24 protein-coding genes and 1 pseudogene are annotated in these 22,434 nt (G+C 30.7%); 5 read left to right on the forward strand and 20 right to left on the reverse strand.

The window, feature by feature from the left end:
- Positions 1 to 20: 20 nt before the first annotated feature.
- The 8 genes from ACTG44_RS18450 to ACTG44_RS18485 all read right to left on the reverse strand — a co-directional run bounded on the left by ACTG44_RS18450 (position 21) and on the right by ACTG44_RS18485 (position 7,909).
- Positions 21 to 536: a 4Fe-4S dicluster domain-containing protein gene (locus ACTG44_RS18450; RefSeq protein WP_021386201.1), complete on the reverse strand. Its 516-nt coding sequence runs from the start codon at positions 534 to 536 to the stop codon at positions 21 to 23.
- The gene (locus tag ACTG44_RS18455) at positions 536 to 1,912 is read right to left on the reverse strand and encodes a [FeFe] hydrogenase, group A (RefSeq protein WP_021386239.1); all 1,377 of its coding nucleotides are present in this window, start codon (positions 1,910 to 1,912) and stop codon (positions 536 to 538) included. Before ACTG44_RS18455 ends, ACTG44_RS18450 begins: the two co-directional genes overlap by 1 nt.
- A 24-nt stretch (positions 1,913 to 1,936) precedes the next feature.
- Positions 1,937 to 2,488 carry a 4Fe-4S dicluster domain-containing protein gene (locus ACTG44_RS18460; protein ID WP_021386206.1) on the reverse strand — a complete coding sequence of 184 codons (552 nt, stop codon included), beginning with the start codon at positions 2,486 to 2,488 and terminating at the stop codon, positions 1,937 to 1,939.
- A gap of 40 nt (positions 2,489 to 2,528) precedes the next feature.
- Positions 2,529 to 2,741: a hypothetical protein gene (locus ACTG44_RS18465; protein WP_202594874.1), complete on the reverse strand. Its 213-nt coding sequence runs from the start codon at positions 2,739 to 2,741 to the stop codon at positions 2,529 to 2,531.
- A complete protein-coding gene (gene fdhD, locus ACTG44_RS18470; RefSeq protein ID WP_479921000.1) occupies positions 2,710 to 3,543 on the reverse strand; it encodes a formate dehydrogenase accessory sulfurtransferase FdhD in 834 nt (277 codons plus the stop codon). Before fdhD ends, ACTG44_RS18465 begins: the two co-directional genes overlap by 32 nt.
- A gap of 48 nt (positions 3,544 to 3,591) precedes the next feature.
- Positions 3,592 to 5,736, reverse strand: coding sequence for a formate dehydrogenase subunit alpha (fdhF, locus tag ACTG44_RS18475; protein WP_479921001.1), 2,145 nt, complete (start codon positions 5,734 to 5,736; stop codon positions 3,592 to 3,594).
- A 243-nt stretch (positions 5,737 to 5,979) separates the two neighbouring features.
- The gene (locus ACTG44_RS18480) at positions 5,980 to 7,038 is read right to left on the reverse strand and encodes a lysylphosphatidylglycerol synthase transmembrane domain-containing protein (protein WP_021386195.1); all 1,059 of its coding nucleotides are present in this window, start codon (positions 7,036 to 7,038) and stop codon (positions 5,980 to 5,982) included.
- A gap of 211 nt (positions 7,039 to 7,249) precedes the next feature.
- On the reverse strand, positions 7,250 to 7,909 hold the full coding sequence (locus ACTG44_RS18485; protein WP_479917640.1) for a response regulator transcription factor: 660 nt from the start codon (positions 7,907 to 7,909) through the stop codon (positions 7,250 to 7,252).
- A 287-nt stretch (positions 7,910 to 8,196) separates the two neighbouring features.
- Between ACTG44_RS18485 and ACTG44_RS18490 the strand changes: the two genes are divergently transcribed.
- Together ACTG44_RS18490 and ACTG44_RS18495 are read left to right on the forward strand one after the other, a co-directional pair.
- Positions 8,197 to 8,826: a DUF3786 domain-containing protein gene (locus ACTG44_RS18490; RefSeq protein WP_479921002.1), complete on the forward strand. Its 630-nt coding sequence runs from the start codon at positions 8,197 to 8,199 to the stop codon at positions 8,824 to 8,826.
- A gap of 71 nt (positions 8,827 to 8,897) precedes the next feature.
- Complete coding sequence (locus ACTG44_RS18495) at positions 8,898 to 9,734, forward strand: prenyltransferase/squalene oxidase repeat-containing protein (RefSeq protein ID WP_021386232.1); 837 nt, start codon at positions 8,898 to 8,900, stop codon at positions 9,732 to 9,734.
- An 81-nt stretch (positions 9,735 to 9,815) separates the two neighbouring features.
- On the opposite strand, the gene ACTG44_RS18500 is transcribed toward ACTG44_RS18495, so the two are convergent.
- The 5 genes from ACTG44_RS18500 to ACTG44_RS18520 form a co-directional block, all read right to left on the reverse strand.
- Entirely contained in the window at positions 9,816 to 10,400 is a 585-nt protein-coding gene (locus tag ACTG44_RS18500; RefSeq protein WP_479917642.1) for a DUF1062 domain-containing protein, read from the reverse strand.
- 292 nt (positions 10,401 to 10,692) lie between these two features.
- Positions 10,693 to 10,971, reverse strand: coding sequence for a CD3324 family protein (locus ACTG44_RS18505; protein ID WP_479917643.1), 279 nt, complete (start codon positions 10,969 to 10,971; stop codon positions 10,693 to 10,695).
- A gap of 276 nt (positions 10,972 to 11,247) precedes the next feature.
- Positions 11,248 to 12,009, reverse strand: a complete 762-nt coding sequence (locus ACTG44_RS18510; RefSeq protein ID WP_479921003.1) for an epoxyqueuosine reductase — start codon at positions 12,007 to 12,009, stop codon at positions 11,248 to 11,250.
- Positions 12,010 to 12,182: 173 nt separating this feature from the next.
- Positions 12,183 to 14,549, reverse strand: a complete 2,367-nt coding sequence (locus ACTG44_RS18515) for an exosporium glycoprotein BclB-related protein (protein ID WP_479921004.1) — start codon at positions 14,547 to 14,549, stop codon at positions 12,183 to 12,185.
- A gap of 66 nt (positions 14,550 to 14,615) precedes the next feature.
- Positions 14,616 to 15,692 carry a glycosyltransferase gene (locus ACTG44_RS18520; protein WP_021386280.1) on the reverse strand — a complete coding sequence of 359 codons (1,077 nt, stop codon included), beginning with the start codon at positions 15,690 to 15,692 and terminating at the stop codon, positions 14,616 to 14,618.
- 278 nt (positions 15,693 to 15,970) lie between these two features.
- On the opposite strand from ACTG44_RS18520, the gene ACTG44_RS18525 reads away from it, so the two are divergent.
- Positions 15,971 to 16,462, forward strand: a complete 492-nt coding sequence (locus tag ACTG44_RS18525; RefSeq protein WP_479919532.1) for a DUF2284 domain-containing protein — start codon at positions 15,971 to 15,973, stop codon at positions 16,460 to 16,462.
- 192 nt (positions 16,463 to 16,654) lie between these two features.
- Here ACTG44_RS18525 and clpP read toward each other — a convergent pair whose 3' ends face one another.
- From clpP to pdxR, 3 genes are all read right to left on the reverse strand, one after another.
- Positions 16,655 to 17,239 carry an ATP-dependent Clp endopeptidase proteolytic subunit ClpP gene (gene clpP, locus ACTG44_RS18530; protein WP_021386292.1) on the reverse strand — a complete coding sequence of 195 codons (585 nt, stop codon included), beginning with the start codon at positions 17,237 to 17,239 and terminating at the stop codon, positions 16,655 to 16,657.
- Entirely contained in the window at positions 17,236 to 17,712 is a 477-nt protein-coding gene (locus ACTG44_RS18535; RefSeq protein ID WP_479919533.1) for a helix-turn-helix transcriptional regulator, read from the reverse strand. Before ACTG44_RS18535 ends, clpP begins: the two co-directional genes overlap by 4 nt.
- A gap of 208 nt (positions 17,713 to 17,920) precedes the next feature.
- Complete coding sequence (gene pdxR, locus ACTG44_RS18540; protein ID WP_021386295.1) at positions 17,921 to 19,336, reverse strand: MocR-like pyridoxine biosynthesis transcription factor PdxR; 1,416 nt, start codon at positions 19,334 to 19,336, stop codon at positions 17,921 to 17,923.
- A gap of 114 nt (positions 19,337 to 19,450) precedes the next feature.
- On the opposite strand from pdxR, the gene ACTG44_RS18545 reads away from it, so the two are divergent.
- Entirely contained in the window at positions 19,451 to 20,119 is a 669-nt protein-coding gene (locus ACTG44_RS18545; RefSeq protein ID WP_479919534.1) for a phenylalanine--tRNA ligase beta subunit-related protein, read from the forward strand.
- A 181-nt stretch (positions 20,120 to 20,300) separates the two neighbouring features.
- On the opposite strand, the gene ACTG44_RS18550 is transcribed toward ACTG44_RS18545, so the two are convergent.
- Positions 20,301 to 20,819 carry a nitroreductase family protein gene (locus ACTG44_RS18550; RefSeq protein WP_021386285.1) on the reverse strand — a complete coding sequence of 173 codons (519 nt, stop codon included), beginning with the start codon at positions 20,817 to 20,819 and terminating at the stop codon, positions 20,301 to 20,303.
- 151 nt (positions 20,820 to 20,970) lie between these two features.
- On the opposite strand from ACTG44_RS18550, the gene ACTG44_RS18555 reads away from it, so the two are divergent.
- Positions 20,971 to 21,294 (forward strand): winged helix-turn-helix transcriptional regulator, encoded by a 324-nt coding sequence (locus ACTG44_RS18555; protein WP_021386281.1) that lies wholly within the window; start codon positions 20,971 to 20,973, stop codon positions 21,292 to 21,294.
- Positions 21,295 to 21,298: 4 nt separating this feature from the next.
- Here the strand turns inward: ACTG44_RS18555 and ACTG44_RS18560 are convergent, their stop codons facing one another.
- The 3 genes and pseudogenes from ACTG44_RS18560 to ACTG44_RS18570 form a co-directional block, all read right to left on the reverse strand.
- The gene (locus ACTG44_RS18560) at positions 21,299 to 21,883 is read right to left on the reverse strand and encodes a DJ-1/PfpI family protein (protein ID WP_479921005.1); all 585 of its coding nucleotides are present in this window, start codon (positions 21,881 to 21,883) and stop codon (positions 21,299 to 21,301) included.
- A 63-nt stretch (positions 21,884 to 21,946) separates the two neighbouring features.
- Positions 21,947 to 22,276, reverse strand: a complete 330-nt coding sequence (locus ACTG44_RS18565; RefSeq protein ID WP_479918808.1) for an Lrp/AsnC family transcriptional regulator — start codon at positions 22,274 to 22,276, stop codon at positions 21,947 to 21,949.
- Positions 22,277 to 22,411: pseudogene (locus ACTG44_RS18570) on the reverse strand (Lrp/AsnC family transcriptional regulator); the annotation flags it as partial.
- Positions 22,412 to 22,434 lie beyond the last annotated feature (23 nt).

Below are 22,434 nucleotides of genomic sequence, written 5' to 3' on the forward strand. Positions count from 1 at the left end.
GAACTCCATCTTTTTATATATTACAATATAGCTAATTTTCTCTTGTTTTTAACTTTACTATCTATATCTTCATCCTTAACAATAGTAAATGCTTTGGTTGGACAGACATTTACACATGCAGGTCCTTCTGGAGATTCTATACAAAAATCACATTTATTTGCTGTCATTCTTTCTCTAAAACAAAGCTTTCCTTCGTCTATATCTTTTAATGTAACTATATCTATTGCTCCTATAGGACAAGCTAGCATACAAGTCTTACATCCTATACAATTTTCTTCATTTATTTTTATTGTGTTTCCTACCCTAACTATACCACCATTTGGACATGCCTTTGCGCAAGGAGCATCTTCACAGTGTCTACATTGTATTGGAGCACTAACTTCCTTTGTCTTTATAACAGAAAGTTTTGGGTTAAAATTTATCTCATCTGGATTTTTGTAAAAAATATCCTCATCTGAATGTGCAACTACACATCCTATCATACAAGTCCTACATCCTATGCACTTATCAGGGTCTGCTATAACAAAATAGTTCATTACTTAGCCACTTCCTTTCCTATACAGTATGTAGTGTGTAATAAATGATGAGATTTTTCTCCTAATGGTTCTACTAGATATTCATCATACAGCTTTTTAATCTCAGGGTTCTCATGAGATTTTCTAACTGCTAAATGTTCATCATGCACATATGTTGCTTTTGTTCTATTTTCATAGGCTAATTCTTTATATTCTTCTAGTAAAATTTTTGGTTGACCTCCACCACTTACACATCCAACAGGGCAAGTCATAACTTCAATAAAATCTACATCCAATTTTCCTTTTTCTAAATCTTCAAGTACTGGTATTACATTTTTTAGTCCACTCACTACTCCAACTCTTAGGTCTAAATCTCCTATTTTAATAGTTGACTTTCTAAAACCATTCTCTCCTCTTACTTGCTTTACTTCTACATTAGGAATACTCTCTCCAGTTATAAGTTCATAACCAGTTCTTATAGCGGCTTCCATAACTCCACCAGTAACACCAAATATAGTTCCAGCTCCACTATAGCTACCTAAAGGACTATCAAACTTTTCTTCTCTTAAGTTTTTGAAATCAATTCCCATATCTTTTATTAGGTAAGCTAATTCTCTTGTAGTTAACACTACATCTACATCTCTATATCCACTAGAATCCATTTCTTCTCTATCACATTCATATTTTTTACATGTACATGGCATTATAGAAACACTAAATATCTTTGATGCATCTACATTATTTATTTCTGCTCCATAAGTTTTAAATATCGCTCCACCCATCTGTTGAGGTGATTTACAAGAAGATAAATGATTAGTTAATTTAGGATAATTTTTTTCCATAAACTTTACCCATGCTGGACAACAAGATGTAAACATTGGGAGAGTTCCACCTTCTGTCACCCTTTTAATTAACTCACTACCTTCTTCCATGATAGTCAAATCTGCTGCAAAGTTAGTATCATAGACTCTATCAAAATTTAAAGCTCTAAGTGCTGCTGCCATTTTACCAGCACCTAAGTATCCTAAATAATATCCAAAATCTTCTCCTAAAGCTACTCTAACTGCTGGTGCACATTGAACCATAGTAAATACATTTGGGTCACTTAAAGCCTTTTTCACCCTATCCACATCACATACATTATGTGCTGCAAATATAGGTTCATTTATAGACTCTGGTATATCTCTTTCTTGTTTTTTGATTTGTAAAAATTCAAAACCTTCATCTATAACTGAGGCATATGATTTACAAGTTTGAACACATTGACCGCACATAACACATCTATCTAAATTTATTTCTTGTGGTTTCCCCTCTTCACCTTCAATAGCATTTACTGGACAGACTTTTGAACATTCTCTGCATCCAGTACATAAATCTTTATCTATATTTATTATCATAAACGTCACCTACCCCTGTATCCTTTATTTATTTGTTAACAATAAACTAAGTGCAGCCTGTCTATTCTTAGCTTTTTTGTCATCTATTGGAGTAACAAGTTTTAATGCTTCCTGAGGACATGCACTTATACAAGCTATTTTTTCATTGTCTTTACATAAGTCACATTTATAAGCTATTTTTTTATTTTCTTCTAAAATTACTTGTTCTACTTCTTTACCATCTTCATATTGTGGAAGTAAATCTATAGCTCCAAAAGGACATGCTAGCAGACAAGTTTTACATCCTATACACTTTTCTTCATTAACAGACATAATATTATTTTCTTTGATTATAGCTTTTTGTGGACATGAGTTTAGACAAGGAGCATCTTCACAATGTCTACATTGTATTGGCATACAGAAAGTATCACCTTTTACTAAATAAAGTCTAGGTATAACAGGTATATCAACTGTTCCAACTGTATAACCTACATTGTTATGTTGATTATGCATTGTAAAACAAGCTACTTCACAAGCTCTACAACCTGTACATTTGTTTGGGTCTGCTATTACAAAAGAGCCTATCTTATTTTTCATATTATCCCACCTTTCAATTTGCATATTTCTAACACCCTAGTTACTTTCCATTATATATATTTATATATTTTAATATTTTCTCAGTACTTATATTTCGCTTACATTTTTTACACAAATTGTATGTGTTTTCATATATTTTATCAGTGTCATCAATTAATGCTCCACAAATTTCACACTTTGAATATTTTTGTTTTTCTTTTTTAATACACATATACTCAGTCTCACTTTTTAATAACTCTCTGTGGGTTTGCATAAATATTCATTCGTCTTCCTCTCACAAACCCAATAAGAGTTATGTTTAATTTTTTAGAAAGCTCTATTGATAAATTAGTCGGTGCCGATTTTGATACTACAATAGGAATTTGAGTCATAGCTGCTTTCAATATCATCTCCAATGATATTCTTCCACTTACTGCTACAATTTTATCTTCCAATGATATTTCATTTAAAACACAAAACCCAATCGCCTTATCCATTGCATTATGTCTCGCTACATCTTCACAAGTTACTATATTTTTATCATAATTAAATATGGATACACTATGCACCCCACCTGTGTTTTTGAATAATTCTGACGAATTCAAATTTCTATCCATTATACTATAAACCGTATCATAATTTATTTTTATATTACTCTCTACAGGAACACATTTTATATAGTCTAGTGAGTTCAAAAATATAATTTGCTCATCTTCAATTTCCTGTTTTCTTTGAATATTTACTCTTGCAAAACGCTCCTTTTCGTTTATCTCCAAACTTAATAAATTTTTTTTATTTTTTATGTATCCCTTAGTTTTCAAAAAACCAACTACAAGTTCTTTCAAATTATATGGGGTACATAAAAATGTATTTATATATTTATCGTTCAAAATAAAACTAAGTGGATATTCTGCAATTATTTCTTCATTATCTGATGATAGTTCATATTCGTTTATTTTATTTACTTCTATATTAAAAGAATTTAAATATTTGTAATCCACTAGACTATAACTTTTTTCAAAAACTTCATCTTTGCTATTCTCTTGTAATTTAGTTTTTGAGTATATATTATTCATAAAATATTAGCCTTTCCGCTTTTTATAAATCTTTAATCCAATTAACTACTAAATATTTGTAGCAGTCATTTTATCTTTAAGATTTTGATACTCTTCTTTCACACATTTTTCTGCTAGTTCTTGGTCTTCAAGTTTCTCCAGTTTAACAGCACAATATTTATATTCTGGTGTTTTAGATATAGGATCCAAGTTTGCTATTGTAAGTTCATTACAAGCTCCAACCCACCACTGATAAGTCATATATGTTGCACCTTCCTTAACCCTATCAGTAACTGTCGCTCTTGTTATTACACTTCCTCTTCTTGAACTAATTCTAACTAACTCATCATCTTCAATTCCTAATTTTTCAGCATCATTGCAATTTATTTGAACACGGCCTGGTTCATCTTCTAATGAGCTAAGTGTTCTACAATTACCAGTCATAGTTCTTACTGAATAGTGTCCAACTTCTCTTACAGTACATAAGCTAAATGGATATTCATCATCTTCGACTTCCATAGGAGGTCTCCATTCAGCAGCAAATAAATTACCTTTTCCATTAGGAGTAGAAAACTTTTGACCTTCATATAAATACATAGTTCCTTTATCTTCTACACTTTCACTCTTACAAGGCCACTGAACACTCCCTTGAGCTTCTATCTTTTCATAAGTGGCACCTAAGAAACTAGGACATAATTGTCTAAGTTCATCCCATATTTCTTTAGTGTTTTTATAGTTCATAGGGTATCCCATTGCTGTAGAAATTTCGCTTATAATTTGCCAATCTGGTTTTACATCTCCTTGTGGCTCTATAGCCTTTCTCATCAACTGGAACCCTCTATCTGCACATGTATATACTCCCTCATGTTCTCCCCAAGAAGTAGCTGGAAGTATAACATCAGCATGAAGTGCTGTCTTATTCATAAATATATCTTGAACAACGACAAACTCCAATTCATCCAAAGCTTCTCTAACTTCTGATGCGTCTGGGTCACTTTGCACTGGGTCTTCTCCAAATATATAATAAGCCTTAAGCTTTTTCTCTTTTAGTACTAAATTTGGAACTTGAGTTAAACTATAACCATTATTAGGAGATAATTTTACACCCCAAGCGTTTTCAAATTTTTCTCTTATCTTGTCATCAGTTACATTTTGATACCCTGGATATACATTAGGAAGAGCTCCCATATCACAAGCACCTTGCACATTGTTTTGTCCACGTACAGGTCCTATTCCAACACTTTCTCTACCAAAGTTACCTGTAAGCAAAGCAATTGATGCAAGTCCTTTAACTACATCAACAGCTTGACCAAATTGACAGACACCCATTCCATAAAGTATCATAGCTTTCTTGCCTTTTGCATATTCCCTCATAGCTTTTCTTATAAGCTCTTCTGGAATTCCTGTAATCTTTTCAGCATATTTAGCTGTATACGGCTTAACAATTTCTTTATACTCATCAAATCCTTGTGTATGATTTTGAACAAATTCTTTATTATAAAGACCTTCTTCAATCAAGATATTTCCAAAAGCATTTACTAAAACCATGTTTGTTCCACCTTTTATAGGTAGATGTATATCAGCAATTCTCGCAGATTCAGTTAATCTAGGGTCAGTAACAATTAACTTAGCTCCATTTTTTTTAGCTTTTACTATTCTATTTGCTACTATTGGATGTGAATCTGCTCCATTATATCCAAATATAAATAAAACATCTGCATTTTCTATCTCTGGTATAGAGTTTGACATTGCACCACTACCTAATGAGTAAGCCAGACCGGCTACAGATGGTGCATGTCAGACACGAGCGCAATGGTCAACATTATTAGTTCCTACTGCAGCTCTCATAAATTTTTGCATTATATAGTTTGCTTCATTACCAGGACCTCTTGCAGAACCTGTTCCCATAATAGAATCAGGACCATATTTTTCTTTAATTTCATTTAATCTTGAAGCTGTGTAACTTATAGCTTCATCCCATTCAACCTCTTCTAATACACCTTGTTTTCTTATCATTGGCTTTTTTAGCCTAGGTGTTAAAATTTTAGGGTCATTTAGAAAATCCCATCCATAACGACCTTTTAAGCACAAACTTTCTTGATTTGTTCTACCATTAGCTGGTTCAGCTCTTAATATCTTATTATCTTTCACAACTAGATATAATTGGCATCCAGCTCCACAGTATGGACAAACTGTTAAAATTTTTTTCTCCATACATTTCCCCCCTTAGATTTATCCCCTGATAAGTAAAATTTACCTTAAAGATAATGAAATGTTTTTATAATATGCAAAATTACAAATATTTTGCAATACTATCTATTAAATTCAACAATTTTCTCACAATTCCTTTTATGTTTTAAAAAAAATATGTCATAATAATCTTTATATTTCAACTACCTAATTAAAATATTCTAGCTCTTATGACATATTTTTTAATATACGCTTATTTAAATTTATTTAATTTTCACCTAAAACGACATTTCTGCCAATCTTATTTTTCATTCTATAGTGAGTGATTACAGTAAATATCCCACTTCCAATCAGAATCAAATAGTACATAAATCCACCATATAAAAATACCGCATATCCCATCAACGGTTGAGGGAATACTGATTTGAATATAGTGAAAAATGCTAGTTCATTAGCTCCTACATTCCCAGGTGTTGGTATTGGGGATATTGCCATATATAAAAATGCTTGTAGTGTTAATATATAGATATAACTGTAACCTTGTAAATTAAATGCTTTGTATATCCAAAATGAAACACTAAAGTAAGCACTTAATTGAATAAAAGTTACTATTATAGTTAAAATTAACACTTTTTTATTCTTGGCAAAAAAACTTATCGCTTTACTATAATCATCTATAAAATTTTCTATAGAGTCAACCTTATTATCTAAAAATTTCAAAAATTTAATTTTTGTTAAATGCTTTATAGAAACTCTCATAAAATATTTTATTTTTTGAGGATTTAAAATAACTAATATTATCATAATTAAGACAAATGAGTTAATAGCTATCCCTAAAAAGACTAAAGGCATAATCACTTTCATCTGTTTTTCTAACATAGCAAAATTCATTAGAACAAGTATTGTACAATAAAAAGTAACTACTATTTGAAAAATAATAGATTTATTGGTAACAACTGCGCTTGCCTTACTAAGTGGCATTTTACATTTTTTAAGTACATATATCTGCACTGGCTGGCTTCCTGAGGCAAATGGAGTTATTAAATTATAATAAAATCCCATAATGGCTAGCTTAAAACCAATAAATCTAATATTAACTTTGTGGGTGCTTTCTATAATTATCTTCATTACCACTCCTTCAAGCATTATATGAGACATTATTGCCAAAGCACCTATAAATAAAAATTTCTTATCTACCATAACTATAACATTTGATAACATTTTAATGTCTAATGTTTTAAACACTAGATAAATCGTTATACCTATTAGTAAAAATAAAAATGTATACTGTAGTAAACTTTTTCTAATATTCTTTAGTTTATCCATTAAAGATAACCGTCCTTTTCTCAAGATTTAATACCAAATACCTTATTATTAGTATACACTACGAATATTAATATTTTATAACAAAATACCTTACAATTTTGTCATTCACAAAAAATATTAATCTATAAATTAAATTTTAATATATAGATTAATATTTTACAAACATTTTGTAGATATATATAATATTTTCACTAAATTACACTTCCATTTATTACACCCATTTATACCCTATACCCCACACAGTTTCTATTGTATATATGTTATATTGTTTTAATTTGCTTCGTATATTTTTTATATGCTCTGTAATAGCACTTATATCACTTTCTCCATCAAAACCATATACTGACTCATATATTCTTTCTTTTGAAAATACTTGCCCCTTATTTTTTGCTAAAAATTCACATATTAAATATTCACTCTTAGTAAAGTTGATTTTTTTACCATCAACTGAAACTTCTTTTCCTAAAAAGTTAAATTGAACATTTGATATAGTTAATAAATTTTTTTTCTCTCTATTTTCTCTTCTTAGGTGAGCTGTTATTCTAGCTCTTAATTCTCCTATACCAAAAGGTTTTGTTATATAATCATCTGCTCCTATACCAAGACCATACATAATATCACTTTCCATATTTTTAGCTGTCAAAAACAGTATTGGACAATCAACCTTATTTCTTATAGCTTTGCATACTTCAAAACCATCCATCTTAGGCATCATTACATCTAATATTATTAAATTAAAAGAATTAAAATTGATATCCATAGCATTTTCCACATCGCTAATTACTTTTACTTCATGTCTATCTCTTTTTAATACATTTTCAATTAGCTTTAACATATCTAAATCATCATCTATTACTAGTATCTTAGACATACTAACTCCTCCCTTTATGTGTTCAATAACATTTTAATGCATATTTTTACAAATTTATATCAACTATCATACTCTCATATTATAGATTACAATAACTGCTTAATATTTTACAAATAAAATATTTTAGATACAAAAACTTTATATTTCAAGCACTTTATATTTATTTTACGTATATTCGCTTAAATATCAAAATTTATAGTTGTAATATTTTAAATATGTAATAAAATCAATAATAAGAAAACTTCTTATTAACATATCTTTAATTATTTAAATTGGAGGAAAAAATCATGGATGAAAAATTAACAAAAAGTAATTATAATGTTCCATTTGACTATGCTCGAGAAAAATTTAAAGAATTAGACCCTCATACAATTAGTAAATTAAGCGATATACCTTTCAACAGTAATTCAAATAAATTCACACTAAATTTTTTTGATAGACAATATATTATAGACTATCCAAGTGGAGAAGTTTGGAATGGTAATGATGACCTTTGTAAAAATTTTGAGCTTAAAATTTTGATAATTAGATACTTAATCAATGCTAAAGGTATTCCTAGAACTAATAAATATGTAACTTTTAAAGAAGTACCAGGAGGTAATGTTTACTATCCAAACTTTTTAAATAGGACCCTCTCTAGACTTTCAGAAGTTTTTGCATCTCAAATAGACAAATACAAGTTAGTTATGGAAAGTATAGGAGCTGAAAAAGTAAACATGGGCGATTTAGCTTATAAGTTTACATATATGGGTAATACGTCTATGATATTTATACTTTGGTTTGGAGATGATGAATTCCCTCCAAATTCAAATATATTATTTGATTCTAATATAATTTATTACTTTAATGCAGAAGACTTAGCGGTTGTTCCTGACACAGCTATAGATGTAATTCTAAGTAAAATAAAGAAATTATAAATATCAATTAATATCATAATAAAACTTCTTATAGATTCATTTAAAATGTAATATGAAATGGAGTCAAAGACATGAATGTAGAAAATCAATCTTTATCAGATATTGAAATAATATTATCACACAGGCATGATAATGGTGCAGACTATTGGACTACACCTGATAAACGTTTAATAAAAGGTTCCCCTTTCTCCACTCTTGATAGTATACTTTACTTGTTAGAATTGGGAGTTAATCCTAATGATACTTTGCTTAAAGAATGTGCTGAATTAATATTTAGTACTTGGAGAGAAGATGGACGTTTTAAACTATATCCAAATGGAGGTATTTACCCTTGTCATACTGCTAATGCTGCTAATGTACTCTGTCATATGGGATATGCATTTGACACTAGGATACAAAAAACGTTTCAGCATTTTTTAGATACACAATATAGTGATGGTGGATGGCGTTGCAATAAATTTAGTTTTGGTAGAGGTCCAGAGACTGAATATTCAAATCCTCTTCCAACACTTAATATACTAAACGCATTTCGTTTTAGTGATTATTTAAATAAAGAGTCAAAGCTTGACAAAGCTGTAGAATTTTTACTTAATCATTGGACTATAAAAAAACCAATTGGACCTTGCCATTATGGAATTGGCACATTATTTATGCAAGTTGAATATCCTTTTCGTAATTATAATCTATTCCTTTATGTCTATGTTTTATCATTTTACAATAGTGCAAAAAAGGATAAGAGATTTCTAGAAGCGTTAAAAACACTTGAATCTAAAATAATAGATAATAAAATTGTGGTTGAGCGTGTAGTTCCCAAACTATCAAAATTATCTTTCTGTAAAAAAGGTAAGCCAAGTACACAGGCTACAACACACTACTATGAAATCTTAAAAAATCTAGAAAGAGAATAGTTATATACAAAAATAGTGGCTTTTCATTTTCATAGCCACTATTTTTTAAAAGATGTAATAATAGAAAATATATTAAGTTAGTTATTCTAGTAAATTTGAAGACTTCTGCTTCTCCTTACCTATCTCTAACATAATTTCATAATTTAATTTGATTTTCTTTAAATCAACTCCAGATATACTTTTAATAACCCCACAGTCTAACATTTCATCAAATTTCTTCCTAGATAAACCTAGTTTCTCACGTAATAATGTTGATACCTTTAGCTGAGATGGATATTTACTAACAATTCTAACTTGTGTAAGGTCATTAATGTTAATTCCTTGACCTACTATTTTATATTCTGGAATACCAACTTCTGCTCCATTTCTATGTAAAAGTTCTGCATTCATAGCATATTGCTCAACAAGATTATCATCATTTTTATGGAATTGTTCTAGTATTTCTTGATTTAAATTTTTTGGATTAACACGAGAATATATAGTTGAGTTCCATGTTGAATCACAATTTGAACACTTATATATTAGCCATATATCCAAATATTTATGTTGAGCATTAACTCTAAATAAACCAGAACAAATATATTCAGCCTTTTTTCCACATTTTTTACAGTACCTAATTACAGGTAGTTGGGAGATATATTTCACCTCCCAAGTAATTTCTTGCATAAACATAATTTCCTTTCTATAAGATTATTAAACTAATAGAAAGTTATGAAAAGGTGGAATATAATCAAGTATTTTTTTCAAAACAAGACCTCCTAATTTTAATAAATTTTAATTTCACACATATAAAAAGCTATTGCTTACTATTAGGTACTTTACAACTAGCTTTGTTAGCTTTTGTATAAGTTATTGAAATTACTTAAATTATATCATCCACTTAAAAGAAACTATACCTCAAACACTTTTATCAAAAGAAAATGAGCCAGTATAGTTATAAAACTATACTAGCTCATTCTTAAACATCTTTTCTTTTTTCTTGTAATACAATTCTTTGAATACTTTTCAAAGATAAGTAATATTTTTCTGATAAGTATTTTAAGTCATGTCCAACTTGATAATCTTCGTAAATTTGCATATTTCTAGTTGATAATTCTGAACGAGTAGATGTATTACTTCCCCATTCTTTTTTATTATTGTATTTTCTAGGAATATAGATATATTCTCCATCTACATATTCTTGTATTAACTCAAGTAATTCTTCTGGTAGTATATGTATTGCTTTTTTATAGCTCATTTTGCTCTCCTATTAAATAGTAATTTTTTATTAGGAATAGCAAAGGGCTATTTATATATTAAATTTTATATTTGCAATAGCCCTTGCTATGCAAAAATAAAGATTAAATCAAACATAAATTCTCACCCCTCCTTATATATCACAGCGATACATATAAGTCTAGCAATAGCATAAATAGTTGTCAATCAATATAAATTATTTATATATACTTTATACTTTATTTATTCTTGTAACTTATTACAGATATAATTAGAATCGTTAATTAATGTGAGCTCTTTATCTTAATGGATTTATTACTGAACAAGGAACACCAACTATACATTTCCCACAAATATCACATCCACCTATATAGGAATACTTAGCTTCATTTAGCATACACATCTCGTAACACTTCTTTCTATCAAATCCATCTTCTTTTAAAGCTCCTTTTACACATTTACTTACACACTTTTTACAACTGTTATTTTGTTTATACAAACAGTATTCTTGTTCTGGCCTTTTAGTTGGCTCTAATTCTAAACTTGTGATTATACTTCCTACTCTTCCACAACATCCTTTTTCTGTGATAAGCATATTATTTAGGCCAAAAGTTCCAAGACCTGCTATGAATGCTACATGTCTTTGTGACCAATCACTGACTAATTTATTGTTATCAAAATTATATGACCCAGGAATGGCATATGAGTTAAATCCTATCTTCTCTAGTTCTCCACATAAAAAATTATTCAGATCTGAAATTAATCTATTAGTTTCTACATATGCCCTTGCCCAAACTTCTGAACATTCAAATCCCCCAATATTACTATTATTCACACTTTTATCAAAAGGTATAAAATATGTAATTATAGTTTTACCATCTTTCAAAAAATCTTTTGGCATAGCATGAGATGTTCCTACAGCAATTTTTAGCTTCTGAAACATATCATCTTCAGCAGATGCATAAGCAAATAAAAGCTCTTGCCATTTTGTAGTTATATTATTTAATTTATAATACTCTTTTACAAAATTATTCATTAATGTTTCAATCTTACTTTTCACAATATCCCCCCTAGACAACTTTCCATTTAAAATTTAATGTTATTTATTTTATATTATATTATAGTACTTTATATTATGCTCAACAATTAATATTAAAACTATGTTTATCTATCAGTATTAAAAAAGCTTCTAATATCAATAAGATACTAGAAGCCTTTTTTTAATTATCTAATCTAATTTATTGAAATTCCTGCACTTGCATATCCTGCTACAGTATTAACTAATGAAAGTCCTGAAGCTGTTGCAGTAAATACTAGTAAGAATCGAGTTTGTGCTGTTGCTGCTATATTTAATCCAGTTACAATTCCACTAGAAATTGAACCAACTGATAATATTCCTGTAAGAGGTGGAGCCAGTGTAACTGTTGCTCCTGGAACAGCTGTAAATGAGTTATTTGGTGCAGTCGATTGGTAAAGTGTTGCTGTGATTGTAATCGTTGAACCAACAAGTGAAAGTGCTACTGTTGTACTAAAGTAAGCTGAAATAGATGTTATTGTTCCAGCTCTTGGCATTGAGAATGCAAAGTTAGTCAATGTTCCTGCTGCGTTTGTAAGGTCTATTACTCCTCCAATTATGCTTAAGCCTGGAGCTGAACTACCAAAACCAACAAATCCTGGTGTACCTATTAATCCACCAGCTATAGTTGTAAGTGATAGTGGTATACCTGATGCAAAAGGTATTATTGCACTAGCTCCTGGTATTCCTGTATTTCCTGTTGCTCCTGTTGCCCCTGTTGCTCCTGTTGGACCTGCTACTCCATCTGCTCCTGTATTTCCTGTTGCTCCTGTTGGACCCACTAATCCATCTGCTCCTGTTGCCCCTGTTGCTCCTGTTGCCCCTGTTGCTCCATCTGCTCCTGTGTTTCCTGTTGCTCCTGTTGGGCCTGTTACTCCTGTTGCTCCATTTGCTCCTGTGTTTCCTGTTGCTCCTGTTGGACCTACTAATCCATCTGCTCCTGTGTTTCCTGTTGCTCCTGTTGGACCTGTTGCTCCATCTGCTCCTGTATTTCCTGTTGCCCCTGTTGCTCCTGTTGGACCTGCTACTCCATCTGCTCCTGTATTTCCTGTTGCTCCTGTTGGACCTACTAATCCATCTGCTCCTGTTGGGCCTGTTGCCCCTGTTGCTCCTGTTGCTCCTGTTATTCCTACTCCTGTTGCTCCTGTATTTCCTGTTGGACCTGTTATTCCTACTCCTGTCGCTCCTGTTGCTCCTGTTGGGCCTACTAATCCATCTGCTCCTGTTGCCCCTGTTGCTCCTGTTACTCCTGTTGGGCCTGTTGCTCCATCTGCTCCTGTTGCCCCTGTTGCTCCTGTTGGACCTATTAGACCTGCTGTTCCAGTTGCTCCTGTTGCCCCTGTTGGACCTGTTGCTCCGTCTGCCCCTGTTGCTCCTGTTGGACCTATTAATCCTGTTGCCCCTGTTACTCCTACTCCTGTTGGACCTGTTGGACCTGTTGCTCCTGTTATTCCTATTCCTGTTGCTCCTGTTGCTCCTGTTGGACCTGTTACTCCAGCATCTCCTGTTGCCCCTGTTGCTCCTGTTGGACCTGTTACTCCTGTTGCTCCGTCTATTCCTGTTGTTCCTGTTGCTCCTGTTGGACCTGTTATTCCTATTCCTGTTGCTCCTGTTGCTCCTGTTGGACCTGTTACTCCAGGTGTTCCTGTCGCTCCTGTTGGACCTATTAATCCTGTTGCTCCTGTTACTCCAACTCCTGTTGCTCCTGTTGGACCTGTTGGGCCTGTTATTCCTATTCCTGTTACTCCTGTTGCCCCTGTTGGACCTGTTACTCCATCTGCACCAGTGTCTCCTGTTGCTCCTGTTGGGCCTGTTACTCCTGTTGCTCCAGGTGTTCCTGTTGCCCCTGTTGGACCTGTTGGACCTGCTAATCCATTTGCTCCTGTTGGGCCTGTTGGACCTGTTGGACCTGTTGACCCAGGTGTTCCTGTTGCTCCTGTTGCTCCATTCGCTCCTGTCCCTCCAGCTGCTCCATTTGCTCCTGTTGCTCCTGTTGCTCCCGTTGGGCCTGTTATTCCTATTCCTGTTGCTCCTGTCGCTCCTGTTGGGCCTGTTATTCCATTTGCTCCTGTTATTCCTGTTGGGCCTGTTGGGCCTGTTACTCCATCTGCTCCTGTATTTCCTGTTGCTCCTGTTACTCCTGTTGGACCTGTTACTCCAAATCCTGTTGCTCCTGTTGGACCTGTTGGGCCTGCTGAACCTGTTGCTCCTGTTGGACCTCTTAATCCTGTTGCTCCTGTATTTCCTGTTGCTCCTGTATTTCCTGTTGGACCTGTTGGGCCTGTTGGACCTGTTGATCCTATTCCTGGACCTCTTGGACCAGTTGGTCCGGTTGGTCCCGTTGCTCCTGTTCTACCTCTTGGACCCATTGGACCGGTTGGTCCTACACAAGATGGTGGACATCCATGATGACAATCATAGCTATTACAATTATCATGACCACCGTTGCAATCATCATAGTTATTGTTGCAATCATTATCATCAAATGGGCCAAAATATTTATTTCTACTCATTATTAAAAGCACCTCCTAATATATTTGAGCTTTTAAGCTCTATATATAATATGTCAAATTTAGTATTATTGTGACTTATCACTTATTTTTTAACTTATTAAAATAGTTTTCGTTGTGCAAAATAGCACTATCATTAGGTTTAATTTCTTTTGCTTTTTCATGACAATAAATAGCTTTATCTGTTTCTCCTAATCTGTCATAGCAAACACTCAATTGTATATATGGTATATATCCATAGCAATCATTCGATTTAAATCCTCCATTAGTATCATTTTTATCTCTTGTTAGTGCTACCTTATACCAAAAAATGGACTCTTTATATTTTTGTCTATCAAACATGTGCTTTCCTACATCACAGCAAACTTCTGCTCTTGGCTCATCAAATTCAAAGCTTCTAAATAAAGAATATAAGGCATTTTTTTCATCATTAATTAAGTAATAACATGTGGCTAAATCTCTGCAAGCACTGATACAATCCTCAATCCACCCTCTAGATGAATCTAAAAATTTAGTAAAACCTTCTACTGCTTCCTCATACCTCGCATTATAGTACAGCTCTCTTGAATAATAAAATTGATGTCTTGGCTCTAATACCCTACCTTCTGAAATCATTTTTTCAAATATTCTAAGATTTCTTAGAGGGTCCTGTCTGTGTAGTTTTTTATGAGATATTGCAATTTCAGAATAGAATATCTCTCCAACAAGAGGTATCACTTCATGAATAGGGTCAACCCATTTATAATTAGAGCTTCTTTTAAATAATCGTTCTCTATAATATGATAAAGTTGGTTTGCCGTTTTCATCAAAGGAGACATTGTATTTTGCCATAACAATATCAATGGAAGTATCTAAGCTTTCCTTAATTTCCAATAATTTTTTCCTATCATCTTCTAAAATTATGTCATCTGCATCAAGCCACATTGTATAGTCTTTAGAAGCTTTAGAAAATGAAAAATTTCTTGCAGCAGAGAAATCATCTATCCATTTAAAATCATATACCTTGTCTGTATATTTTGAGACTATTTCTTTTGTGGAATCTGTAGAACCAGTATCTACAACTATAATTTCATCTACTATATCCTTTACACAATCTAAACATCTTCCTATAACCTCTTCTTCATTCTTAACAATCATACACAAACTTATTGTAATCATAATGTACAACTCCTTTGTCTTCTATATATTACAGACATAAGTAATATATGGTATTTCTCTTTAATTTGTTATTGAAATTTCAGAAATTTTTAACGACAAAAAAACAGTATATAACTCTATCTACAATATTTACTTTATAGTTCATTTCTATTGAATTCAGAATTCTAATACTTTAATTTGTTTGATATATACTTTTGAGTTATTATAATCATAAGAAATTGTTAAATTTATTCATTCATAGTACAAAAAATTAAACTACTTTTTATTGGAGGCAAATTATGAAAAAATACTTTGAAACATTAAAATCTAATGGAGCAGATATTGCTATTTCAATAGACCCTAAAACGATTCTCACAGCAGCATGGACAATTTACAAGTGCCAGTTTGGTTGTAATACATTTGGGCATAGCCATTGTTGTCCACCTAATGTACCAACATATCAACAGACACAAGCAATAATAGATTGCTATGATAAAGCTATTCTATTTAGATGTCATGAAATGAGTATTGTCACTCCTTTAGCTGTCAAACTTGCAAGAGAACTATTTTTAGATGGATATTATAAAGTAATTGCTTTTGGAAGTGGACCTTGCACAATGTGCGCCAAATGTAACTCTGCTACCTGTAATTTTCCTAACAAAACGGCTCCATCAATGGAAGCTTGTGGCATTGACGTATTTGCTACAGTAAGGTCAAATGGATTAGAAATAAATACTTTACGAAAAAAAGGAGAAATTCAAAATCATTTTGGTTTATTGCTAGTTGATTAAACATGTTAATACTTTATTTTTATTTTAATAGTATAAAGTTTGTATTTATAATAAATCTTTGTACAAATATTAACCAGTGTGGTTATAATCCCAAGAAAAGTTTCTTTTTCTAAAAAAAAATAACCATGTTTAAATAAACATGGTTATTTTTTAGTATCTATATACTATAGATTAGATTCTAAAATCAGCTTTCTACTCTTCTTTATTCATTATATAATCAATTAGTCCATATTCTTTAGCCTCTAGTGCAGTCATAAAATTGTCCCTGTCTGTATCTCTTCTAATATCTTCTATTGATTTTCCTGTATTTTCAGAAAGAATTCTATCTAATTTTTCTTTTGTTTTTAACATATTATCTACTGCTATTTTTACATCTGTTGCTTGACCTTTAGCTCCACCCATCGGCTGATGAATCATAATCTCTGCATTAGGTAAAGCACATCTTTTTCCATTTGTTCCTCCTGCAAGTAAAAATGCACTCATACTTGCAGCCATACCAATACAAATAGTTGACACATCACATCTAACATAATGCATAGTATCATATATAGCAAATCCTGCTGTAACAGAGCCACCAGGGCTATTTATATATATAATTATATCTGAATCTGGGTCTTCTGATTCTAAAAACAGTAATTGAGCTACTACTAGACTTGCAATATCATCATTAATTTCTTCTCCTATAAATATAATTCTATCTTTTAACAATCTCGAATATATGTCATACGACCTTTCCCCTTGACCTGTTTGTTCAATTACATGTGGTACTAAATTCATGCTACCTTCACCTCGCAATTAATATTAAAATAAGAATTGATTTCGTCTCTTCTTTGTTCACAATTAATACTTGTATAAGAAATACATTTTGTATTTTGGATTTGATGATTTAGATTTAAAACAAATCTATGTTGTATAGGATAAAATTCATCTTTATTTCTATATACTTGTGGAGACTCTTTGTATAATTTTCTAAATGCTAGCGTAAATGATTGATGTGTAGAATATCCTGCTGTAATAGCTATGTCTATAATATATTTATCTGTAAATATAAGTTGTCTAGCTGCTTCAGTAAGTCTCCTTCTCTGTATGTATTGATGAATAGTACATCCTACAATATTTGTAAACATTCTGTGCAAATGATATTTTGAATAATTAGCAATATCTGCTATCTTATCTAAATTTAAATTTTCTGTAAGATTTTCTTCTATATAATCAATGATTTCCATAATCACATCTGTATTTGTTTTCAACTTCATCATCTCCTTTTAAGTATTATAACTTATGCAAAAACTTTTTTCTTAATATAAATTGCTATCTTAACTTAATTAATAGTTACAAAATATCCACAACACAATATTAAGTATTCCAACATAAAAATAATAATAGATATCATTAATATAATACTATTATTAAAATTTCAACTTGATTGCATCTTATATAAATCGCTATAGATTCTATCTATATATCTTGTTTCATATGTACTATTTTACTGAGTATTTTTATACCTTTTTCAATTTCATCAATACTAAGATGAGCATAACCCAGTATAATTTCATGGTCATATTCTAATGTATTTTTAATTGCATACTGCTGTATAGGATAAACTTTTATGTTTTCTTCAAAAATTTTATTAATCAAGCTTCCTGTAAACTTAATATTATAAAAATGAACAACTATATGAAGACCTGCTGCCTCACCTTTTATTTTAAATTCATTTTTAAACTCAGTATTTAATACTTCAATTAGGTGTTTACGTTTTCTATTATATAGCTTCTTCATTCTAAAAATATACTTTTCTAAGCTTCCATTTCTAATAAATTCAGCCAATACATACTGAAATATTGTTTCTGTATGAACATCAGAGTACATTTTTAAAACTTTATAATTCTCTAGCATATTGTCTGGTAGTAACATAAATCCGATACGAATAGCTGGAGATAATATTTTACTAAAAGAGCCTATATAAATTACTTTATTTGGATTAAGTTCATAAAGAGAACTAATTGGTGGTCCCTCATATCTAAATTCACCGTCATAGTCATCTTCAATTATATAGTAACTATTATCTGTTGCACATTTAATAAGCTCTAACCTTCTTTGAATAGGTAAAATGCCTCCCAACGGATATTGGTGAGAAGGCGTAGTATAAACAAAAGAAATGTCTTTTACCGATTTTATTAAATCAGTATTCATACCCTTATCATCTACTTTAATTCCAACAACTGAATATCCAATAGATGAAATAACTTTTAATAATCCTTTATGAATAGGGTCTTCTACAACTACCTTTTTATTATTTTTATATAAAAGTTGGGAAATTAGGGATAAACCTTGTGTTGAACCAGAGACAATCATAATATTTTGGGGATTACATCTAATCCCCCTAGTTCGAAATAAATACTTAGATATTTCTACCCTCAATTCCCATACACCAGCTACACTTCCATATCTAAAGTCTGAATCTGATAAATCATATAGTATTTGTTTATATAGCTTTGAAAATTCTTTACGTGGAAATAGTTTTAATTCTGGAATACCAGAACGAAAATCTATGCAATTTTTTTGTTCATTGATGTGCAAATTATCTGCACTTTCAAAAGTATAGTTTAATTTAAAGCCAACATTATACCCTGATATCCCTTTAGCTACGATTGTACCATAGCCATTTTTTGTATCCAAATATCCTTCTGCAATCAATTGATTATATGCATCCAAAACTGTATTGCGAGATACAGATAATTCTTTTGACAAAGTTCTAGATGATGGCAATTTTTGTTCAAACTTTAAGCTTCCATCCAAAATCATATCCTTTATCTTACAATAAATTTGCCTCGATAATGGTATGTTGCTATTTCTATTAATTGTAATCCACACTTTAATACCTCCAAAAGTGGTTCTATAAAATTTCTATAAAAGTGGAACTACAAAATCCACTTTTAACTTGCTAAGATTATATCATAAAATATAAAATAAAAAGGAGTCTATATTATGCTAGAAATATCAAGTAAGGTAAAAGAAATTTATCCTAATATTAAATTCGGAGTTATGGTTATAAATATTACATATTCAAATCCTAATAAAGAAAATTTTTTATTCCTTAAAAACTCTATAACTGAAAATATTATTGAACAACACCCAGAGTACAATCGTAAAGAAAAAATTAAAACAGAACCAATTTCAAGTTATATAAAATATTATAAAAAATTTAAGAAAACTTACCCTGTATTACTTCAATTGGAATCTCTTTTATTAAAATCAAAAGGTATTCCAGATGCAGGAATAACAGTTGAATCAATGTTTTTAGCAGAATTAAAAAACCTTCTTCTAACAGCAGGGCATGACTTTGATAAGATAGAATTACCTTTGAGAATAGATATTGCAAATGGTAGTGAACATTTTTATGGGATAGGTAGAAAAGAACAGGTTTTAACAAAGTATGATTTATTTTTATCTGATAACATTGGTATATTATCCAGTATTCTTAATGGACCAGATAATCGAACATCTATAACAAAAGATACTAAAAATATTATGTATTTTGTATATGGAGCTGATAGAATATCAGAAAAACAAATTCAAGACCATCTAAATGATATAAAAGACTATATTTCAAGTGCTTTTTCAGATTTAAAAGTTAGTTCAATAAATATATTTTAGTTAATTCGTAAAACCTTCATATTTAATAAATATTTTTAAAAAATAAATTAGTGAAGTATATCTTTTATTAAAACTAGATACACTTCACTAAAGTTAATTTCATGTAGATATTACTTATTTTGAATTTTACTTACAGTAAATATTTTATGACATTTATTATGTAAATAACCTGATTTTATGACTAAAGAGTTTCATAAGAAACAATTTCACTTAAAGGAACACGAGTTTTTTCGTGTCTCTCTGGGCTTTCTGGTGTTTTAGATTCGTATCCTATCAATAATATATTTATTGCTTCCAGATTATCTGGCAAGCTAAACTCTTCTCTAATTACATCTGGATTAAAATAGCATACCCAAACACTTCCTAATCCAAGTTCAGTTGCCTGTAACATCATGTGGTCAGTAACTATGCTTGTATCAATATCTGTAAGTTGTTTCCCATCAAAAGGTCTTGTCCAAACTTTTTCCTTATCTCCACACACGATAATAGCTAATGGTGCATCATATATATTGGCAGCCTTAGAAAGTTTATTCAGACCTTCTTTTTCTTGAATAACAATTAATCTTTGTGGTTGACGATTACCACCAGTTGGAGCTATTCTTGCAACATCTAAAACTTTCTCAAGTTTTTCTTTCTCTACCTTTCTATCCTGATAATTACGACAAGAATATCTTTTTTTTGCAAGTTCAACAAAATTCATTTACTTACCTCCTATCATTTTATTAGGCTAAGTTGATGATTCATTTAACCTATGCTATAATTTTATCACTATAGTTTTATATTACAATAATGCACTTTTTTGTAATATAGTACCTAAAAAGATACTTAAAATATATAAAAGGAGCTTAAAAATGAAAAAATGTTCTAGTGATTATAGTTGTCCAATAGAAGCAACACTTGCATTGATTGGTGGTAAATACAAGACACTTATACTTTGGCATCTCAAAGACACTATATTGAGATTTAATGAACTAAGAAAATTAATTCCTAAAGCAACACCTAAGATGTTAACTCAACAGCTACGTGAATTAGAAGCAGATGGTTTAATTATCAGAGTTGTTTATCCTGTTGTTCCTCCAAAAGTAGAATATTCACTATCAGATTTTGGAAAGAGTATTATTCCAATTCTAGATTGTATGTGTGACTGGGGTTCTGATTACTTAGAAAATCTATAGCTCATTATAGTTTAAATCCCATAGCTAGTTTAACAGTCTCCATTTGTTCTCTAGATGTCAACATTTCCAAAAGTTTAAAAGCTACATGTGGAGCAGTTTCTGGACAATATGAAGTTATAATATTTTTATCTACAACAATTGGTTCATTAATTACATTTACATCAAATTCTCTTAACTGTCTTTGCCTTTGACCATTTTTCAAATGATATGTAGTAGCTTTACGATTTTTTAAAACTCCACTTTTGCCAACTGGCAATGCTGCCACACAAATAGATGCAATTATCTTTTCTTTTAAATCAAACTCTCTTATTAAATTTAAAAAAGACATATCATATGCTTCTTCATAAAATCCAAACTCTTCAAAACCACCAGGAATAGCTAGAGCATCATAATCATCAACACATACTTCTTCTATAGTCTTATCAACAAATACTGGAATATTAAACGTACTCATAACCTTATTTTTAAAGCCACAAGTTACTACATCAATATCACAACCATAATCATTACGAGCCCATCCTATAACATCTATAAATACGCTGAATTCCATAGTTTCAAAACCTTTTGCTAAAAAAACTAAAATTTTCATATTACATTTTCCTCCTAAAATTTAGTTAAAATAAATATAGATAAGGTAATTAACATTTAACTATTAATCTATTTTAAAAATATTTTTACATGTATTAATTTCTTCTTTAATTGTAGATAGAACAATAGTTGTATTAGCTTTCTGAATTCCCTTGATTCTTTTTAATGTCACAGATATGAATTCTTCAAGGTCATTTGTATCTTCTGCTAATACTTTTATCAAATAATCATACTCTCCTGAAATATGATGACACTCCAATACAGTCTCATGTTCCAATATAGTTTGCTTAAAATCTTCCATACTTTCAGATAAATCAGTATTGATAAATATAAAAGCTAAAAGTTTGTATTTTGTTTTTTCTCGATTGATTTGGATAGTATACTTTTGAATTATATTTGATTGCTCAATTTTCTTTATTCGTTCTGATACTGCTGGTATTGATAAATTGACTTGCCTGCTTATTTCAGAAGTTGAGGCTCTACTATTCTTCTTTAGAGAATTAATTATTTTTAAATCTATCTCATCTATCGCTACTCACCTCCTTAATTATT

This window comes from Clostridioides sp. LIBA-2809 (assembly GCF_056688965.1).

Bases quoted from the DNA above. Each gene is read 5' to 3' on its own strand.
- ACTG44_RS18450 (WP_021386201.1), bottom strand. From the start codon at position 536: ATGAACTATTTTGTTATAGCAGACCCTGATAAGTGCATAGGATGTAGG.
- ACTG44_RS18455 (WP_021386239.1), bottom strand. From the start codon at position 1,912: ATGATAATAAATATAGATAAAGATTTATGTACTGGATGCAGAGAATGT.
- ACTG44_RS18460 (WP_021386206.1), bottom strand. From the start codon at position 2,488: ATGAAAAATAAGATAGGCTCTTTTGTAATAGCAGACCCAAACAAATGT.
- ACTG44_RS18465 (WP_202594874.1), bottom strand. From the start codon at position 2,741: ATGCAAACCCACAGAGAGTTATTAAAAAGTGAGACTGAGTATATGTGT.
- fdhD (WP_479921000.1), bottom strand. From the start codon at position 3,543: ATGAATAATATATACTCAAAAACTAAATTACAAGAGAATAGCAAAGAT.
- ACTG44_RS18480 (WP_021386195.1), bottom strand. From the start codon at position 7,038: ATGGATAAACTAAAGAATATTAGAAAAAGTTTACTACAGTATACATTT.
- ACTG44_RS18485 (WP_479917640.1), bottom strand. From the start codon at position 7,909: ATGTCTAAGATACTAGTAATAGATGATGATTTAGATATGTTAAAGCTA.
- ACTG44_RS18490 (WP_479921002.1), top strand. From the start codon at position 8,197: ATGGATGAAAAATTAACAAAAAGTAATTATAATGTTCCATTTGACTAT.
- ACTG44_RS18495 (WP_021386232.1), top strand. From the start codon at position 8,898: ATGAATGTAGAAAATCAATCTTTATCAGATATTGAAATAATATTATCA.
- ACTG44_RS18500 (WP_479917642.1), bottom strand. From the start codon at position 10,400: ATGCAAGAAATTACTTGGGAGGTGAAATATATCTCCCAACTACCTGTA.
- ACTG44_RS18505 (WP_479917643.1), bottom strand. From the start codon at position 10,971: ATGAGCTATAAAAAAGCAATACATATACTACCAGAAGAATTACTTGAG.
- ACTG44_RS18520 (WP_021386280.1), bottom strand. From the start codon at position 15,692: ATGATTACAATAAGTTTGTGTATGATTGTTAAGAATGAAGAAGAGGTT.
- ACTG44_RS18525 (WP_479919532.1), top strand. From the start codon at position 15,971: ATGAAAAAATACTTTGAAACATTAAAATCTAATGGAGCAGATATTGCT.
- clpP (WP_021386292.1), bottom strand. From the start codon at position 17,239: ATGAATTTAGTACCACATGTAATTGAACAAACAGGTCAAGGGGAAAGG.
- ACTG44_RS18545 (WP_479919534.1), top strand. From the start codon at position 19,451: ATGCTAGAAATATCAAGTAAGGTAAAAGAAATTTATCCTAATATTAAA.
- ACTG44_RS18550 (WP_021386285.1), bottom strand. From the start codon at position 20,819: ATGAATTTTGTTGAACTTGCAAAAAAAAGATATTCTTGTCGTAATTAT.
- ACTG44_RS18555 (WP_021386281.1), top strand. From the start codon at position 20,971: ATGAAAAAATGTTCTAGTGATTATAGTTGTCCAATAGAAGCAACACTT.
- ACTG44_RS18560 (WP_479921005.1), bottom strand. From the start codon at position 21,883: ATGAAAATTTTAGTTTTTTTAGCAAAAGGTTTTGAAACTATGGAATTC.